The sequence below is a fragment of the Janthinobacterium sp. OK676 genome (assembly GCF_900103595.1).
Classification (GTDB): domain Bacteria; phylum Pseudomonadota; class Gammaproteobacteria; order Burkholderiales; family Burkholderiaceae_D; genus Janthinobacterium.
Genome location: NZ_FNHA01000011.1, coordinates 62400 through 77085 on the forward strand (window position 1 = coordinate 62400; position 14686 = coordinate 77085).

Annotated in this window: 11 protein-coding genes; 10 read left to right on the forward strand and 1 reads right to left on the reverse strand. The window is 63.4% G+C overall.

What is annotated here, in order from left to right; all coding sequences use genetic code 11:
• Positions 1 to 133 precede the first annotated feature (133 nt).
• The 3 genes from BLU39_RS20490 to BLU39_RS20500 all read left to right on the forward strand — a co-directional run bounded on the left by BLU39_RS20490 (position 134) and on the right by BLU39_RS20500 (position 3514).
• Entirely contained in the window at positions 134 to 1378 is a 1245-nt protein-coding gene (locus tag BLU39_RS20490; RefSeq protein WP_092716318.1) for an MFS transporter, read from the forward strand.
• A complete protein-coding gene (locus BLU39_RS20495; protein ID WP_092716320.1) occupies positions 1375 to 2760 on the forward strand; it encodes a NarK family nitrate/nitrite MFS transporter in 1386 nt (461 codons plus the stop codon). The genes BLU39_RS20490 and BLU39_RS20495 overlap by 4 nt, the downstream gene beginning before the upstream one ends.
• Positions 2761 to 2821: 61 nt before the next feature.
• Positions 2822 to 3514: a carbonic anhydrase gene (locus BLU39_RS20500; protein WP_092716322.1), complete on the forward strand. Its 693-nt coding sequence runs from the start codon at positions 2822 to 2824 to the stop codon at positions 3512 to 3514.
• A 115-nt stretch (positions 3515 to 3629) separates the two neighbouring features.
• Here the strand turns inward: BLU39_RS20500 and BLU39_RS20505 are convergent, their stop codons facing one another.
• Positions 3630 to 4001, reverse strand: a complete 372-nt coding sequence (locus tag BLU39_RS20505) for a ribonucleotide reductase subunit alpha (protein ID WP_092716324.1) — start codon at positions 3999 to 4001, stop codon at positions 3630 to 3632.
• A gap of 229 nt (positions 4002 to 4230) precedes the next feature.
• Between BLU39_RS20505 and BLU39_RS20510 the strand changes: the two genes are divergently transcribed.
• From BLU39_RS20510 to BLU39_RS20540, 7 genes are all read left to right on the forward strand, one after another.
• Positions 4231 to 7929: a nitrate reductase subunit alpha gene (locus BLU39_RS20510; protein WP_092716326.1), complete on the forward strand. Its 3699-nt coding sequence runs from the start codon at positions 4231 to 4233 to the stop codon at positions 7927 to 7929.
• A gap of 1 nt (position 7930) precedes the next feature.
• Positions 7931 to 9481 (forward strand): nitrate reductase subunit beta, encoded by a 1551-nt coding sequence (gene narH / locus BLU39_RS20515; RefSeq protein WP_034751243.1) that lies wholly within the window; start codon positions 7931 to 7933, stop codon positions 9479 to 9481.
• Between the two features lie 9 nt (positions 9482 to 9490).
• Positions 9491 to 10159, forward strand: coding sequence for a nitrate reductase molybdenum cofactor assembly chaperone (gene narJ / locus BLU39_RS20520; protein ID WP_254789025.1), 669 nt, complete (start codon positions 9491 to 9493; stop codon positions 10157 to 10159).
• 27 nt (positions 10160 to 10186) lie between these two features.
• Positions 10187 to 10873: a respiratory nitrate reductase subunit gamma gene (gene narI / locus BLU39_RS20525; RefSeq protein WP_092716330.1), complete on the forward strand. Its 687-nt coding sequence runs from the start codon at positions 10187 to 10189 to the stop codon at positions 10871 to 10873.
• A gap of 15 nt (positions 10874 to 10888) precedes the next feature.
• A complete protein-coding gene (locus tag BLU39_RS20530) occupies positions 10889 to 11650 on the forward strand; it encodes a peptidylprolyl isomerase (protein WP_092716332.1) in 762 nt (253 codons plus the stop codon).
• A gap of 102 nt (positions 11651 to 11752) precedes the next feature.
• On the forward strand, positions 11753 to 12739 hold the full coding sequence (moaA, locus tag BLU39_RS20535; RefSeq protein ID WP_092716334.1) for a GTP 3',8-cyclase MoaA: 987 nt from the start codon (positions 11753 to 11755) through the stop codon (positions 12737 to 12739).
• A gap of 44 nt (positions 12740 to 12783) precedes the next feature.
• A complete protein-coding gene (locus BLU39_RS20540) occupies positions 12784 to 14670 on the forward strand; it encodes a type IV pili methyl-accepting chemotaxis transducer N-terminal domain-containing protein (protein WP_232731060.1) in 1887 nt (628 codons plus the stop codon).
• Positions 14671 to 14686: the final 16 nt, after the last annotated feature.

Here is a 14686-nt window from a genome sequence, read left to right on the forward strand (position 1 = left end):
TAGTGCCTTTCGACTCCGCCACGTAAGCTGGTCGGGACGGCTGGCCAGACGGCCAGTGCATTCATGGAGAAACATCGTGGCTACCCTAGATGGCACTAAGAACAACAGTAGTAACAAGGCAGTCGAACCCGGCATGCGGCGCAAGCAGGCGTCCGTGCTGATCAGCAGCACCTTCGCATTTACCATCTGCTTCGCCGTATGGATGATGTTTGCCGTACTGGGCATCCCCATCAAGAGCAGCCTGGGCTTGACTGAAACACAATTCGGCCTGCTGGCCGCCATGCCCGTGCTGACGGGTTCCCTCGTGCGCGTGCCCTTGGGCATCTGGACGGACAAATACGGCGGACGCCGCGTGTTCTTTTGGCTGATGCTGGCCAGCGTGCTGCCGATCTACCTGATCTCCTACGCCACCGCCTATTGGCATTTCCTCGTGCTGGGCATGTTCGTGGGCCTGGCGGGCGGCTCGTTTTCCGTCGGCACGCCCTACGTGGCGCGCTGGTATGAAAAGGAGCGCCGCGGCCTGGCCATGGGCATCTTCGGCGCCGGCAACTCCGGTTCCGCGCTGACCAAGTTCGTCGCCCCCGGCATCGTCGCCGCCTTCGGCTGGCAGATGCTGCCCAAGGTGTATGCGGTAGCCATGCTGGCCACGGCCATCATCTTCTGGCTGTTTTCGTACACGGACAAATCGCATCTGGCGCCATCGGGCGAAAGCTTCAGCGCGCAGATGAAGGTGCTGAAGGACCCGCGCGTGTGGCGCTACTGCCAGTACTACTCGGTGGTGTTCGGCGGCTACGTGGCGCTGGCGCTGTGGATGACGAAGTATTACGTGGCCGAATACGGTTTTGATTTGAAACACGCGGCGCTGCTGGCCGCCTGCTTCTCGCTGCCGGGCGGCGTGCTGCGCGCCATGGGCGGCTGGATCTCCGACAAATACGGCGCGGCGAAAGTCACCTGGGCCGTGATGTGGGTGTGCTGGGTGTGCTTCTTCCTCCTGTCGTATCCGCAAACACAGATGGTCGTGGAAACCGTCACCGGTCCGCTGGCCTTCCATATCGGCCTGTCGCCGCTGTGGTTCACCGTGCTGCTGTTCATCGTCGGCATCGCCATGGCCGTGGGCAAGGCGTCCGTCTTCAAGTTCATCGGCGATGATTTTTCCGACAACATCGGCGCCGTCTCGGGCGTGGTCGGCCTGGCCGGCGGCTTGGGCGGCTTCATCCTGCCCGTGATGTTCGGCGCCCTGGTGGACTTCACGGGCGTGCGTTCGAGCTCCTTCATGCTCCTGTACGGCACCGTCTGCGTCTCCCTCGTCTGGATGCATTTCTCGTTCAAGCCGCTGCGCGCGGCACCTACCAACCAACTCGCAGGAGCTAAAGCATGAGCCGCTACATGATCAATACGTGGGAGCCGGAAACCCCGAGCTTCTGGCAAAACACGGGCAAGGCCACGGCCGCGCGCAATCTGTGGATCTCGATCCCCGCGCTGCTGCTGGCATTCGCCGTGTGGATGGTGTGGAGCGTGGTGGTGGTCAACCTGCCCAACATCGGCTTCACCTACAGTAACAACCAGCTGTTCTGGCTGACGGCCTTGCCGGGCCTGTCCGGCGCCACCTTGCGCATCTTTTATTCGTTCATGGTGCCGATCTTCGGCGGGCGCCGCTGGACGGCCATTTCCACGGGTTCGCTCCTGATTCCCGCCATCGGCATCGGCCTGGCCGTGCAGGACGTGAACACGGGCTACCCGACCATGCTGATCCTGGCCCTGCTGTGCGGCTTCGGCGGCGGCAATTTCGCTTCATCGATGGCCAACATCAGCTTTTTCTATCCGAAGGCAAGCAAGGGTTTCGCACTGGGCATGAATGCGGGCCTGGGCAACCTGGGCGTGTCGGTGGTGCAGTTCGTCGTGCCGCTGGTGATCACGTTTGCCGTCTTCGGCGCCTGGGGTGGCGATTCGCTCACCTGGGTCAAGAATGGCGTAAGCAAGGAGATGTGGCTGCAAAACGCGGGCTTCATCTGGGTGCCGTTCATCGCGCTGTCGACCTTGCTGGCCTGGTTCGGCATGAATGACCTGGCATCGGCCAAGGCGTCGTTTTCCGAGCAGGCCGTGATCTTCAAGCGCAAGCACAACTGGCTCATGTGCTGGCTGTACACGGGCACCTTCGGCTCCTTCATCGGTTATTCGGCCGCGTTTCCGCTGCTGATCAAGATCCAGTTCCCCGACGTGAACCCGCTCGATTACGCCTTCCTGGGACCATTGGTCGGCGCGCTGGCGCGCGTCGCCGGCGGCGTGATTTCCGACAAACTGGGCGGCGCCCGCGTCACCCTGTGGTCCTTCCTGCTGATGATAGCCGCCGTGCTGGGCGTGCTGTACTTCATGCCGCAAGGCGGAGTGGGTGGCAGTTTCAATGGCTTCTTCTGGATGTTCATGCTGCTGTTCGCCGGCACGGGCATCGGCAACGCGTCGACCTTCCGCATGATCCCCGTGATCTTCCTGACCGAACACCAGCGCGCTGCGGCCGGCAAGGGCAAGGCGGCGCAGGAGCAAGCCATCGTCGACGCCAACAAGGAAGGCGCCGCCGTCCTGGGCTTCACCTCGGCCGTGGCGGCCTACGGCGCCTTTTTCATCCCGAAAAGCTATGGCACCTCGATTGCGCTGACGGGCAGCCCCGACGCGGCCCTGTGGTGCTTCATCGGCTTTTATGTCAGCTGCATCGCGATCACCTGGTGGTGCTATGCGCGCAAGAACGCGCCTATGCCTTGCTAGTCAGCGTCAGAACGCCGGGCGAGTTCTGCTTGCCCGGCGTTGAACACAGTAAGAGGTAGTCATGGAAGAACTGGAAAAATTCGTCAACGGCTTCAGCCTGTTTCAACAGCAGTATTTCAGCGAGCCGCAAACCTTGTACGACAGCCTGCGCGACGGGCAGCGGCCCTCGACCCTGCTCATCGGCTGCTGCGATTCAAGGGTCGACCCCATGCTGCTGACGGGCAGCGACCCGGGCGACATGTTCGTCGTGCGCAATATCGCCAACCTCGTGCCGCCGTGCACCCCCGAGGCGCCACCCGGCGTCAGTTCGGCCATCGAGTTCGCCGTCTGCAAGCTCGAAGTGGCGAGGGTCATCGTGCTCGGACATGCGCGCTGCGGCGGCATCCGCGCGCTGCTGGAACCGCAGCCGCGCGCGGAGGGGCAGGAAACGGACTTCGTGGGACAGTGGATGCGCATCGCCGAACCGGTGGCGCAAAGAGTGCGGCGCGAGCTGGCGCACCGCTCGTCGGCGGAACAGCACCACGCGTGCGAACTGGCCAGCATATTGCAGTCGCTGGACAATCTGCTCACCTACCCGTGGCTCAAGCGCCGGGTGGAGCAGGGTGTGTTGAAATTGCATGGATGGTATTTCGACATCGACAGCGGGGCGCTGATGGCGTATTCGGCGCGCCAGCAGCAGTTTTTGCCCCTCGTGTGTCCAATAGAAAGGGCGCGTCATTTGCATGAGCGCCCTTGGCCGGATGCGGGCACATAATCCGAAACGTGCGGCCAACAAGGTGTCGGATTACGCTACGCTAATCCGACCTACCTTGCTCTACATCAATCACGTAGGTCGGATTAGGCCGCAGGCCGTCATCCGACAAGTTCCGTCAACTAAAACGTAACAAATCCCCGCTGCGGTCAAACGCCAGCAGGCTGTCGATGCGGCCTTGCTCGATGGCCGTCACCATGGCGCGCAGCGGTGCTTCGCATTCCTGCGCGGCGGGCGGCTGGCCCTCGCGACCCGCCAGTCCCGCCACGAAGACCACGTCCCAGTGCGTCTGCATCTGTTTCGACTCTTCCTTCAACGTCTCGAAGCTGTCCAGTTCCTCGGGCAGCTTGTCGGCGCACATCACGGGCGTGAGCGACTTGCCCTGGCCGCCGGGCTGGGCCTGTGCCTGGGTAAAGGTGAACAGCAGGCGTTGCGGCTGCTCCTGGTTGCGGGCGCTGCGCAGCAGGCTGGCGTAATCGGTAATGCTCATGGTTTTCTCCTGATTGAACGATGGCGACAGGTATACCGCAGCTGCGCCGCGCCGCCCATAGGCAATAGTGACTAGCCGCCTATGCATTCCTGGTGCCGGAAACCGACTTCTTGCCAATACCGCCGCGCAGGGGGCATCGATAGACTGTTTGTATCGACGCTTGAGCCAATCTGCTTGCAGCGTTTTTTAAGACCTGGCGCCGCTGTCGGCGGCGCACTGTGGAGGTAGCATGAGTCACTTTCTGGACCGCCTGAAATTTTTTAGCAAGCCCGCCGAGCCGTTTTCAAACGGCCATGGCACCGTGGTCGATGAAGACCGTACCTGGGAAAACGCCTATCGCCAGCGCTGGCAGCACGACAAGATCGTGCGTTCCACGCATGGCGTGAACTGTACCGGCTCGTGCAGCTGGAAGGTGTACGTCAAGAATGGCCTGATCACCTGGGAAACCCAGCAAACCGATTATCCGCGCACGCGGCCCGACCTGCCCAACCATGAACCGCGCGGCTGCCCGCGCGGCGCCAGCTATTCCTGGTACGTGTATTCGGCCCAGCGCGTGAAATACCCGATGGTGCGCGGCCGCCTGATGGAAATGTGGCGCGAAGCGCGCAAGACCATGGACCCCGTCACGGCCTGGGACTGGATCAGCCAGGACCCCGTGCGCTCGCAGCAGTACAAATCCATCCGCGGCCTGGGCGGCTTCGTGCGCGCCACGTGGGAGGAATCGAATGAAATCATCGCCGCCGCGAATGCGCTGACGATCAAGAAATACGGCCCGGACCGCATCGTCGGCTTCTCGCCGATTCCCGCCATGTCCATGGTCAGCTATGCTTCCGGCACGCGCTACCTGTCGCTGATCGGCGGCGTGGCCCTGAGCTTCTACGACTGGTACTGCGACTTGCCGCCAGCCAGCCCGCAAGTGTGGGGCGAACAGACGGACGTGCCGGAATCGGCCGACTGGTACAACTCGACCTATCTGATGGTGTGGGGCTCGAACGTGCCGATGACGCGCACGCCGGACGCCCACTTCTACACGGAAGTGCGCTACAAGGGCACGAAAACCGTCGCCATCTCGCCCGATTACGGCGAAATGGTGAAGTTCGGCGACATCTGGCTGGCGCCGAAGCAGGGCACGGACGCCGCGCTGGCGCTGGCCATGGGCCACGTCATCCTCAAGGAGTTCCACTCGGAGGGGCAGAGCGCCTACTTCCGCGACTATGCGCGCCAGTACACGGACTTCCCCATGCTGGTGCTGCTCAAGGAGCACAACGGCACCCTGGTGCCCGACTACTTCCTGCGCGCTTCGCACCTGGACAACAACCTCGACGAAACCAACAACCCGGAATGGAAGACCCTCGTCATCGACGAGACCACGGGTGCCATCACGGCGCCAGCCGGCTCCATCGGCTTCCGCTGGGGCGAATCGGGCAAGTGGAATCTGGAGCAAAAAGCGGGCGGCAGCGGCGCGCCCATCGTGCCGATGCTCTCCATGATCAACGACAGCGACGCCGTCACGGAAGTGGGCTTTGCCTACTTCGGCGGCAAGGACGCGTCCGACATGCTGCTGCGCAAGGTGCCGGTGAAAACCATCCGCCTGGCCGACGGCACGACGGGCCTCGTCACCACCGTGTTCGACCTGACCCTGGCCAACTACGGCATCGACCGCGGCCTGGGCGGCGAGAACGTGGCGGAAAGCTATGACGACGACGTGCCGTACACTCCCGCATGGCAGGAAAAGCACACGGGCGTCAAGCGCGCCGACGTCATCACCGTGGCGCGCCAGTTCGCGGAAAACGCGGACCAGACGCGCGGCAAGAGCATGGTCATCGTGGGCGCCGGCCTGAATCACTGGTACCACATGGACATGACCTACCGCGGCATCATCAACATGCTGATGATGTGCGGCTGTATCGGCCAGTCCGGCGGCGGCTGGGCCCATTACGTGGGCCAGGAAAAACTGCGTCCGCAAACGGGCTGGACGCCATTGGCCTTCGCCCAGGACTGGGTACGTCCGATGCGCCAGATGAACGGCACCTCGTTCTTCTATGCCCACACGAGCCAGTGGCGCCACGAAAAGCTGGAAACGGGCGACATCGCTTCGCCATCGGCGGCCGGCGGCACGGGCGACCTGACCCTGCTCGACTACAACGCCAAGGCCGAGCGCATGGGCTGGCTGCCATCGGCGCCGCAGCTGCAAACGAATCCGCTGGAAGTGGCCAAGGCCGCCGCCGCCGCAGGCCAGAAGCCGGCCGCGTATGCACTCGACCAGATCAAGGCGGGCCAGCTGCAGTTCTCGTGCGACGATCCGGACAATCCGGCCAACTTCCCGCGCAATATGTTCGTCTGGCGCTCGAATATCCTGGGTAGCTCGGGCAAGGGCCACGAGTACTTCCTGAAATACCTGCTGGGCACGCAAAACGGCTTGCTCAGCGACGAAGAAGACTGCCTCACGCCGAAACAGGTGAAAGTGCGCCCGGCCGTCGAAGGCAAGCTCGATTTGCTCGTGGTGCTGGACTTCCGCATGTCGACCACCTGCCTGTACGGCGACGTGGTGCTGCCGACGGCCACCTGGTATGAAAAAGACGATCTGAATACGTCGGACATGCATCCGTTCATCCACCCGCTGTCCGAAGCCGTGCAGCCGCTGTGGCAATCGAAGTCGGACTGGGAAATCTACAAGGGCCTGGCCGAGAAATTCTCGGAAATCGGCGGCGAGCTGCTGGGCACCCAGCAAGACATCATCCTCACGCCGCTGATGCACGACACGCCGGGCGAACTGGGCCAGCCTTTCGATCCCAAGGATTGGCGCGCCGGCGAATGCGAAGCCATTCCCGGCAAGACCATGCCGAACATGACGGTGGTCGAGCGCAATTACCGCGACGTCTACAAGAAGTTCACCTCGATCGGCCCGCTGCTGGAAACCATCGGCAATGGCGGCAAGGGCATTTCCTGGAAAACGGGCCATGAAGTCGACGTCCTGCGCGGCATCAACCGCACGGTACTGGACGAAGGCGTGTCGCAGGGCCAGCCGCGCCTCGACACGGCCATCGATGCGGCCGAGATGATTTTGTCGCTGGCGCCGGAAACGAATGGCCACGTGGCCGTGAAAGCCTGGGCCGCGCTGTCCTCCATCACGGGACGCGACCATACGCACCTGGCGCTGCCGCGCGAGCATGACAGCATCCGCTTCCGCGACGTGCAGGCGCAGCCACGCAAGATCATTTCCTCGCCCACCTGGTCTGGCCTGGAAAGCGAAGAAGTCAGCTACACGGCCGGCTATACCAACGTGCATGAACTGATCCCCTGGCGCACCCTGACGGGCCGCCAGCAGTTCTACCAGGATCACCTGTGGATGCGCGATTTCGGCGAGGGACTGTGCGTCTACAAGCCGGCGATTAACACGAAGACGACGGAAGCGCTGCTGGGCACCAAGCCGAACGGCAACAAGGAACTGGCGCTGAACTTTTTGACGCCGCACCAGAAGTGGGGCATCCACTCCACGTATTCGGACAACCTGCGCATGCTGACATTGTCGCGCGGCGGACCGCACGTGTGGCTGTCGGAGACGGACGCGCAAGCTGCCGGCATCGTCGACAACGACTGGATCGAAGTCTTCAACGTGAACGGCAGCCTGACGGCGCGCGCCATCGTCAGCCAGCGCATCCCGGCCGGCATGACGATGATGTACCACGCCCAGGAAAAGATCATCAACGTGCCCGGCGCGGAGATGACGGGCAAGCGGGGCGGCATCCATAACTCGGTGACGCGGGCCGTGCCCAAGCCGACGCACATGATCGGCGGCTACGCCCAGCTGGCGTACGGCTTCAATTACTACGGCACGGTGGGCTCCAACCGCGATGAATTCGTATTGGTGCGCAAGATGAACAAGGTCGACTGGCTCGAAGGCCCGTTGCAGGAACAAGGAGCATAGTATGAAAATCAGAGCGCAAATCGGCATGGTGCTGAACCTGGACAAGTGCATCGGCTGCCACACCTGTTCCGTCACCTGCAAGAACGTATGGACCAGCCGCGACGGCGTCGAGTACGCGTGGTTCAACAACGTGGAAACCAAGCCCGGCATCGGCTATCCGAAACAGTGGGAAAACCAGGACAAGTGGAACGGCGGCTGGCGCCGCACGGATGCGGGCAAGATCGAGCCGCGCCAGGGCAGCCGTTTGAAAATCCTGGCGAATATCTTCGCCAACCCGAACCTGCCCGCCATCGACGAGTACTACGAGCCGTTCACCTACGACTACGAGCACCTGCAAAGCGCGCCGCTGTCGCAGACGCCGCCGACGGCCCGTCCGATCTCCGTGCTGACGGGGAAAAAGATGGAAAAAATCGAGTGGGGTCCGAACTGGGAAGATGACCTGGGCGGCGAGTTTGCCCAGCGCAGCAAGGATAAGCTGTTCGACAACATGCAGAAGGAGATGTACGGCACCTTCGAAAACACCTTCATGATGTACTTGCCGCGCCTGTGCGAGCATTGCCTGAACCCGACGTGCGTGGCGTCTTGCCCGTCCGGCTCCGTGTACAAGCGCGAAGACGACGGCATCGTGCTGATCGACCAGGACAAGTGCCGCGGCTGGCGCATGTGCATCTCCGGTTGCCCGTACAAGAAGATTTACTACAATTGGTCGTCCGGCAAGGCGGAGAAGTGCACGTTCTGCTTCCCCCGCATCGAAGCTGGCCAGCCTACCGTGTGCTCGGAAACGTGCGTGGGCCGTATCCGCTACCTGGGCGTGCTGCTGTACGACGCCGACAAGATCGAGGCCGCCGCCTCCGTGCCGCAGGAGCAGGACCTGTACCAGGCGCAGCTCGACCTGTTTCTCGACCCGCACGACCCGGCCATCATCGCCGAGGCGCGCCGCCAGGGCATCCCCGACCTTTGGCTGGAAGCGGCCGTCAAGTCGCCCGTCTACAAGATGGCCGTCGAGTGGAAAGTGGCGTTCCCGCTGCATCCCGAATACCGCACCTTGCCGATGGTGTGGTACGTGCCGCCGCTGTCGCCGATCCAGGCGGCCGCCGAATCGGGCAAGCTGGGCGTGAACGGCATGCTGCCGGACACCCAAAGCCTGCGCATTCCCGTGCAGTACCTGGCCAATCTGCTGACGGCCGGCGACCAGCCGCCCATCGTCACGGCGCTGGATCGCATGCTGGCCATGCGTGCCTACATGCGCAGCAAGACGGTGGAAAAGGTGGAAAACCTCACGGTCCTGAAACAGGTGGGCTTGAGCAAGGCCCAGGTGGAGGACATGTACCACATCATGGCCATCGCCAACTACGAAGACCGCTTCGTCATCCCCAGCAGCCACAAGGAAATGGCCGAGGACAGCTTCAACGAGAAGGGTTCGTGCGGCTTCAGCTTCGGCAACGGCTGCTCGGACGGCACCAGCGAACCGACCTTGTTCGGCAAGAAAAAACACGGTTCGGCCATCTTCATGCAGATGCCGAAGTCGCGCAAAACGGCGCCAGGCGCATAAGGAGCTGATATGGAACACGCTATGCATCACTACCAAATCCTCTCGCGCCTGCTGCTGTATCCGGAGCCGGAGCTGATCGCGCACCTGCCGCAGCTCGATGCCGCGCTGGCGGCCATGCCGGAGCAGCACGCGCTGCTGCGGCCCCTGCTGGCGCACCTGGAAAGCAGCAGCCTGATCGACCTGCAGCAGCAGTACGTGGCCACGTTCGACCGCAATCCGTCGCACTCGCTGCATCTGTTCGAGCATATCCACGGCGAATCGCGCGACCGGGGCCAGGCCATGGTCGACCTGATGGAGGAATACAAGCGCCACGGCCTGCAAATGGTGGGCGACGACTTGCCCGACTTCGTGCCCCTGTTCCTGGAGTTCCTGGCGCAGCTCGACGAGGCAGTTTCGGCGCCGCTGCTGGGCGACGCCGTCCATGTGCTGGCGCACATCGGCCGCAAGCTGACGGCCAACGGCAGCCCGTACGCGCCCGTCTTCACCTTGCTCGAACGTTTGAGCCCCGTGGCGGCGGAAATGCTGGCCGAACCGCCGGTGCGCGACATGGATGAAGCGCTGGAAACCTTCGGTCCCGGTGCGGACGGCGTCGAGCCCTTGCTGCGCCAAGCGCCGGGTCAGGTCGCCGGCGGCGTCCATCCCGTGCATTTTCACCCGCAGCCGCGGCGCGCCGCTTGAAGCGCGTCCGCATGAGGAGAGTACATCATGAGTAATTACTTGCATCAATTTGTGTATGGCATTTATCCATACATCGCGCTGGCCATCTTTTTCCTGGCTAGCCTGATCCGTTTCGACCGCGAGCAATACACGTGGAAGTCCGATTCCAGCCAGCTGCTGCACCGCGGCAGCCTGCGCCTGGGCAATATCCTGTTCCACATCGGCATCATCGGCCTGCTGTTCGGCCATGCGGCCGGCTTGCTCACCCCCGTATGGGTGTGGGATACCCTGGGCGTGTCGCACGGCCTGAAGCAGGGCGTGGCCATGGCGGCAGGCGGCGTGATGGGCGGCCTGTGCCTGGTCGGCATCCTGATCCTGCTGGTGCGCCGCTTCAGTAACGACCGGCTGCGCGCCGTCACCACGGCCGGCGACAAGCTGGTGATGCTGTGGATCCTGCTGACTTTGCTGCTGGGCCTGTCCTCGATCTTCGTCTCGGCTTCGCACATGGATGGCCACATGATGGTCTTGCTGATGAACTGGGCGCAGCACATCGTGACCTTCCGCGGTGACGCCGCCAGCTTCATCGTCGATGCGCCGCTGGTGTTCAAGCTGCACCTGTTCATGGGCATGTCGCTGTTCGTCATCTTCCCGTTCACCCGCCTGGTGCACGTGTGGAGCGGTTTCGGCGCCATCGGCTATCTGGGCCGCGCCTATCAACTGGTGCGCCGCCGCTAAGAAAGGAGTCACATCATGGGAATCTCCGTCAATGGCATCGATATCGACGATGCCGACATCGCGCAGGAACTGCCGCATCACGACGGCGCCGGCAATCCTTTGAAGCAGGCCGTGCATGAACTGGTGCTGCGCCGGCTGCTGCTGGACGAAGCGGAACGCCTCGGCGTGCAGGGCGACAGTATTGATGACCGCATCGAAGCGCTGTTTGCGCAGGAAGTGCGCGTGCCGCCCGCCGACGATGCGGCCTGCCGCACCTTTTATGCGCAGCGCCCGCAGCTGTTTTGCAGCGGGGCGCTGGTCGAGGCGCGCCACATCCTGTTCCAGGTGACGCCGGAAGCGCCTTTGGCGCTGCTGCGCACGACGGCGCAAGCCGTGCTCGACGCTTTGAAGCTGGCGCCCGAACGCTTCGGCGAACTGGCGGCGCAGTATTCGAACTGCCCGTCCGGCGCCCTGGGGGGGAATCTGGGCCAGCTGTCGCCGGGCCAGAGCGTGCCGGAGTTCGACGCGCTGCTGTTCCGCCTGGAAGCGGGCGCGCTGGCCGGGCATTTGCTGGAAACGCGCTTCGGCTACCACATCGTGCAAGTGCTGCGCCGGGTCGAAGGCCAGCCCATCGCCTACGAGGCCGTGCAGGCGCAGATCGCCGACCGCCTGTCGCGGGCGGCGTGGCAGCGCGCCGTGCACCAGTATCTGCACTTGCTGGTGGGGCGCGCCGAGATCGCGGGCATCAAACTGGAAGGTGCAAGCGTCGAAGGCACGGCCAGCCCGCTGGTTCAGTAAGTAGAAATGCGTAGACCGAAAGGCGTAGGCCGCTAGGCCTTCTGGGGCACAGCCAGATCGTGCCCCAGCCTTTACAATCACGGAAGAAACAGGAGTAGCGTCATGGGTAGCGTCAAGTTGCAGGACCGTTTTGGCCGTTCGATCGATTATGTGCGGCTGTCCGTCACCGACCGCTGCGACTTGCGCTGCAGTTATTGCATGCCCAAGGGCTTTCGCGGTTTCGAAGAGCCGAAGGACTGGCTGACGTTCGACGAGATCGAGCGCCTGATGGGCATCTTCGTTCGGCTCGGCACGCGCCGCGTGCGCCTGACGGGCGGCGAACCGCTGTTGCGGCGCAATCTGCCGGAACTGGCGCAGCGGCTGACGGCATTGCCCGGCCTGCAGGATTTGTCGCTGTCGACCAACGCTACCCAGCTGGGCAAGCACGCCGTGGCCTTGCGCGCGGCGGGCGTGGACCGCATCAACGTCAGCCTCGATTCGCTCGACCGCGCCTGCATGCAGCAGATCACGGGGCGCGACAGCCTGCAGCCGATTCTCGATGGCCTGATGGCGGGCAAGGCGGCCGGTTTCGACCCGATCAAGATCAATATGGTGGCCATGCGCGGCGTCAATGACGGCCAGATCGAGGCCATGGCGGCGTTTTGCATCGAGCAGCAGTTCATCCTGCGCCTGATCGAAGCCATGCCCATGGGCAGTACGGGCCGCAATGCCAGCTACATGCCGCTCGGTCCCGTGCGCGAGCGCCTGGCGGCCCGCTTTGGCCTGGTGCCGCAGGCGCAGGAACTCGGTGGCGGGCCGGCACGCTACATGGCGACAGCCGATGGCCGCTCGAGCATCGGCTTCATTACGCCCATGTCGCAGCATTTTTGCGCCACCTGCAACCGCGTGCGCCTGTCCGTCGATGGTACCCTGTATTTGTGCCTGGGCCAGGAAGAGAAATTCGCCCTCGGCCCCCTGCTGCGCGGCGGGGCCACGGATGCGGAGATCGAGGCGGCGATCCGCGCCGCCATCGAACTGAAGCCGCAGCAGCATGATTTCAATACACAGCCCGATAAAATTATCAGGTTCATGGCGCAGACGGGCGGCTGAGGCAGTTTGCATTTACATTCAAGGGCGGTATGAAATTCAAGGCGATGTTTTCCTCCTGGCAGAAGCTGTCGACCAAGATCGTCGGCGCGCTGCTGCTCATGCTGGTGCTGGCCCTGAGCGCCATCGGCTGCACCCTGTTTTTGTCGTGGCAGCTCGAAGGCAGTTCTGCCGCCATCAATGAAACGGGCCGGCTGCGCATGCAGACCTACCGCCTGACCCTGCTGCTTGCCAGCGACGCGCGCGAACAGGCGCGCCAGCAAGTGCTGCTGATCGACGAGACCCTGGCCAAGATCGGCCATGGCGACCCGCAGCGCCCCCTGTTCCTGCCGCCCAGCACGGCCATCAAATCCGAATTCGAACGCATCGGCACGGCCTGGCGCGGCGCCTTGCGCCCGTCCGCCCTGGCCGCCGATACCACCGCGCGCGCGCGCCAGTTCGAGCGCGACGCCGACTCCTTCGTGGGGCAGGTCGATCAACTGGTGCGCCTGATCGAGCATGATAGCGAACAGCGCACCTTCTGGCTGCGCGCCTCGCAGCTGATCCTCGTCGGCATGGCCGTCATCGGCACGGTCAGCATGATCTACCTGATGTTCATGCTCATCATCGAACCCGTCACGCGGCTGCGCCTGGGCATGCAGCGCATGAAGGAGCGCGATTTCAGCGTGCGCCTGGCCGTCGAGAGCAATGACGAATTCGGCCAGCTGGCCAGCGGCTTCAACCAGATGGCCGACCGCCTGCAGGCGCTGTACGGCAACCTGGAAGAGGGCGTGCGCAGCAAGACGGCCACGCTCGAGTACCGCAACCGCGAACTGGCGCTGCTGTACGAAAGCGCCGCTTTCCTGCAGCGCCCGCAGCCCCTGGAAGACATTTGCGGCGGCTTCATGCAGCGCATCGTCGATTATTTCGAGGCCGACGGCTCCACCGTGCGCGTGCTCGATGCCGAGCGGGGCAACCTGCACATGGTCGTGCATACGGGCCTGTCCGAGGAACTGGTGGCGTCGGAACACTGCCTGAAGGTGGGCGACTGCCTGTGCGGCACGGCCGTCGAGATGAAGGTGGCGAAGGTGCACGACATGCGCCGCATCGACAAGGCGCACGAACTGCGCTGCCACCGCGAGGGCTTTGCCACCGTCTCCGTCTTCCATATCCATGCGCACGAACAGCACCTGGGCTTCTTCAACCTGCATTTCCGCCATGCGCGCGTGTTTTCCGCGCGCGAGCTGGCCTTGCTGGAAACCCTGGGCCAGCTGCTGGGCATCGCGCTGGAAAACCTGCGCCTGGCCGCGCGCGAGCGCGAAATGGCCATTTCCGAAGAGCGCAACCTGGTGGCGCAGGGACTGCACGACAGCATCGCGCAAAGCCTCAATTTCCTCAACCTGCAAGTGCAGATGCTCGACGACTCCGTGCGCAACGCCCGTTTCGACGAGGTGGCGGGCATCGTGCCGGCCCTGCATGCGGGCGTGAAGGAAAGCTACGAAGACGTGCGCGAACTGCTGGCCAACTTCCGCAGCCGCCTGATGGAGGACGATTTGATCGGTTCCCTGCGCGCGGCCGTGGACAAATTCCGCCGCCAGACGGGCATCGACGCCGAACTGCTGGCCGACGTCGATGGCGCGCCGTTCCCCCGCGAGCAGCAATTGCAGCTATTATTCATCGTGCAGGAAGCGCTGTCGAACATCCGCAAGCACGCCCAGGCCAGCCACGTCGAAGTGCGCCTCGCCGATCACCAGGATTTTACGCTGACGATCAGCGATAATGGCGTCGGCTTCGACGCTTGCGCCGTGCTGGAAAAAGGCGACAGCCATGTCGGCATCCACATCATGCGCGAGCGCGCGCAGCGCATCGACGCCACGTTCGACGTGCATGCCTGCCAGGGCGGCGGCACGACGGTCGAACTGCATTTGTCGCGCGAGCAGCGCCGCGCCGCCTGAGTAACTACCTGAAAGT